This window comes from Actinocrinis sp. (assembly GCF_035650855.1).
GTDB lineage: Bacteria > Actinomycetota > Actinomycetes > Streptomycetales > Catenulisporaceae > Actinocrinis.
The window spans coordinates 1-3374 of the sequence record NZ_DASRGV010000024.1; the positions used below are offsets into that span (position 1 = coordinate 1).

At 70.2% G+C, this 3374-nt stretch carries 3 protein-coding genes; 2 read left to right on the forward strand and 1 reads right to left on the reverse strand.

The window, feature by feature from the left end; genetic code table 11:
- The first annotated feature begins 350 nt into the window (after nucleotides 1-350).
- On the forward strand, nucleotides 351-1766 hold the full coding sequence (locus VFB40_RS01985) for a dihydrolipoyl dehydrogenase family protein (RefSeq protein WP_324847510.1): 1416 nt from the start codon (nucleotides 351-353) through the stop codon (nucleotides 1764-1766).
- A 41-nt stretch (nucleotides 1767-1807) separates the two neighbouring features.
- Nucleotides 1808-2506, forward strand: a complete 699-nt coding sequence (locus tag VFB40_RS01990; RefSeq protein WP_324847512.1) for a DUF6629 family protein — start codon at nucleotides 1808-1810, stop codon at nucleotides 2504-2506.
- Here VFB40_RS01990 and VFB40_RS01995 read toward each other — a convergent pair.
- A partial coding sequence (locus VFB40_RS01995; RefSeq protein ID WP_324847511.1) for an MFS transporter occupies nucleotides 2478-3374 on the reverse strand: 897 nt, incomplete at its 5' end. The genes VFB40_RS01990 and VFB40_RS01995 overlap by 29 nt on opposite strands.

Consider the following 3374-nt stretch of genomic DNA (forward strand, 5'->3'; position numbering starts at 1 on the left):
TTCCCCGGCGAGGCCGCGGGTTGGCTGAACGCGCTCGCCGGCAGCCGGGTTCCACAGCCGGCCAGCGCGCCGAGCAGGAGGAACGCGACCGCCGCGCGCCGCGCTTTCGGGCTCTTCACCACGCCGCTGCCTTTCCCCACCGGCGCAGGCGCCATGCCGCGCGCCCCCGCGGTGTCGGCTGAGTGGACCGCGCGGTACGCCGGGCGGAGGATTGGCCTGTGCCTGAATCCAACACCGCACCTGAGTCGACAGTGTCCGAATCAACCACGGCTTCTGGATCAACCGCAGCGTCCGAATCAACCGCAGCGTCCGAATCAACCACTGCGTCCTCAACCACAGCGTCCGAGGACGTGTTCGACGTCATCGTGATCGGCGCCGGCCCGGTCGGGGAGAACGTCGCCGATCGGGCCCGCGCCGCCGGGCTGACCGTGGCCTTGATCGAGAGTGAGCTGGTCGGCGGCGAGTGCTCGTACTGGGCCTGTATGCCGAGCAAGGCGCTGCTGCGGCCGGTCGCCGCGCTGGCCGAAGCGCGTGCGGTGGCCGGTTCCCGCGAGGCGGTGACCGGGAAGCTCGACGCGGCCGCCGTGTTCGCCCGGCGCGACGAGTTCACCTCGCACTGGAAGGACGACGGGCAGGTCGGCTGGGTCGACTCGATCGGCGCCGTGCTGGTGCGCGGACACGGCCGGCTCGCCGGGCCGCGGCGGGTCGAGGTCGACACACCAGACGGTGGCGTTCGGCGGCTGGCCGCGCGGCACGCGGTGGCGGTGTGCACGGGCAGCGACGCGCTCATCCCCGATCTGCCGGGCGTCGCGCAGGCCAAGCCGTGGACCAGCAGGCAGGCGACCAGCGGCCGCGACGTCGAGCGGCTGGTGATCGTCGGCGGCGGCGTGGTCGGCGTGGAGATGGCGACGGCCTGGCGCGCGCTCGGCTCGGAGGTGACGCTGCTGATCCGCGAGGCGGCGCCGTTGCCGCGAATGGAGCCGTTCGTCGGCGAGATGATCGCGAGCAGCCTGAGCGAAGCCGGCGTCAAGGTGCGCACCGGCGTCACCGTCACCGGGCTCGACCGGCCGACGCCGGGCGGTCCGGTCAGCGTCTTGCTGCAGGACGGTCAGAAGATCGAGGGCGATGAGGTGCTGCTGGCCGTCGGTCGCACGCCCCGCACCAATTATCTCGGCTTGGAGACCGTCGGCCTGGAGCCCGGTTCCTGGCTGAAGGTCGACGATTCGTGTCGCGTGCAGGGCGTGGACGGCGATTGGCTGTTCGCGGTCGGCGACGTCAATCACCGCGCGCTGCTAACGCATCAGGGCAAGTACCAGGCGCGCATCGCGGGCGCGGTGATCGGAGCGCTGGCACGCAACGAATCGCTCGACATGCAGCGGTGGAGCCCGCACGTCGCTACCGCCGACATCGATGCAGTACCGCAGGTCGTCTTCACGGAGCCGGAGGTAGGTTCGGTAGGCAAGACCGCGGATGAGGCTCGCCGCGCCGGACTTAACGTGCGCGTCGTCGACTATGACCTCGGCCAGGTCGCCGGTGCGTCGCTCTTCGCGGACGGGTATCGGGGCCGGGCGCGCATGGTCGTCGACCTGGATCGGAACGTGCTGCTCGGCGTGACCTTCATCGGCCCCGGAGTCGCCGAGCTGGTGCATTCCGCGACGGTCGCGGTGGCGGGCGAGGTGCCGATCGACCGGCTTTGGCACGCCGTGCCTTCGTACCCGACGATCAGCGAGGTCTGGCTGCGGCTCCTGGAGACGTTCCGGGGCTGACCACCCGCCAGGTCGACAGCGACGAACGGAAAGCCAGCGTCATGTGTTGGAGCCCGACCGCGGACCTTGTCGCAGGGTGCGCGATTACCGCGGTCGGCGCGCTGTGCGTCGCAAGCACGCGCCGCGCCCGCGATCTGCCACTGGCCGCACTGCCGGTACTGCTCGGCGTGCATCAGCTGATCGAGTCTGTGGTCTGGCGCAATGCGGATAACGCGTCACACGCGGCCGCGTCGAACGTTGCGACGATCGGCGGTACGGCGGCGTTGCTTTGGGCGGTGATCGCCTTTCCTCTGCTGCCTGCGTTCGTGCCGCTCGCGGTACTGAGCGCGGCCTCGCACTGGAGTCGGTTTCGCATCGCACCGTTCGTGCTCGTCGGCCTGGCGACGTCAGCCGTGCTCGGACACGTGATTGCGGCTGGAGCGGTAACCGCCAGACCTGTCGGCCACACGATGCGGTACGGCATCCAGCCGATCCCCTTAGGCGTATTGGTCGTCGCCGGGTATCTCGTCGCGACCATCGGTTCGCTGCTCGTCAGCGACCAACCGGAGATACGGCTGCTCGGCCTTGTCGTCGCGGTGGGCGCGCTGGCTTGCTATGCCCTGTGGCAGGCCGAGTTCGTGTCCACCTGGTGCGCGTTGGCCGCCGTAGCCAGTGCATTGATTCTGCACTGGCTACGGCGGCCGAGGAAGCGCAGGCGCGCGCCCGATCCGCTTAGACGGTCACAGATTCCTGTTCGATGAGCTCGTCCAGCTCGGCCGGCTCAATGCTCCGAACCGAGGCGCCCTCGGCCGCGATCTCTGCCTCGGCCGCGGACTCGGCCGGAGCATGACCGGTGCGCCGAGCATGGCGCGGCAGCAGGAAGCCGAGCCCGAAGGCGGCGGCGACCAGCGCGAGCGTGATCAGGGTGACCCGCTCGGCGGCGGCGAAGTAGGTCGCCGACCCGGCGTGCGCGCCGATCATCCCGAAGAACACCGTGCCGAGGCCCGCGACGCCCACCGAGGCGCCGAGCTGCTGCAGCGACTCCAGGATCGCCGAGGCCGAGCCGACCTCGCGGTCGCTGACCTCGCCCATGATGATGTCGAAGAGCGGGACGAAGATCATGCCCATGCCGAAGCCGTAGCCGCCCAGCACCGGGGCCAGGCTCCAGCCGCTCAGACCGGTGTGTGAGTGCGCGTACACCAGGTACAGCCCGATCAGGCTGACCGCCATGATGGCCAGGCCCAGGTGGATGATGCGGCGTCCGAGCTTGTACATCATCGTGGCGCCGAAGCCGGAGCCGAAGAACGCGCCCACTGCCCACCAGACCATGGCCAGCGCCGCGCGCACCGGGCTGTAGCCGAGGCCGAGTTGCAGCAGCAGTCCGGTCACCAGCGAGAAGCCGACGATCGCACCGAAGAAGAACAGGACGAACACCGTGCCGCCGGCATAGGAGCGCTTGGTCAGGATGCTGAATTCGACCAGCGTCGTCGCGCCGCGGCGAGTGCGACGGCGCTGGTGCGCGGCGAAGAGGGCGAAGGCCGCGATCGCGCCCGCGCCGACGCCGGCGAGCCAGGACGGCCAGCCGAGCTCGCGGCCCTGCACCAGCGGGTAGACCAGCAGGAACATGGC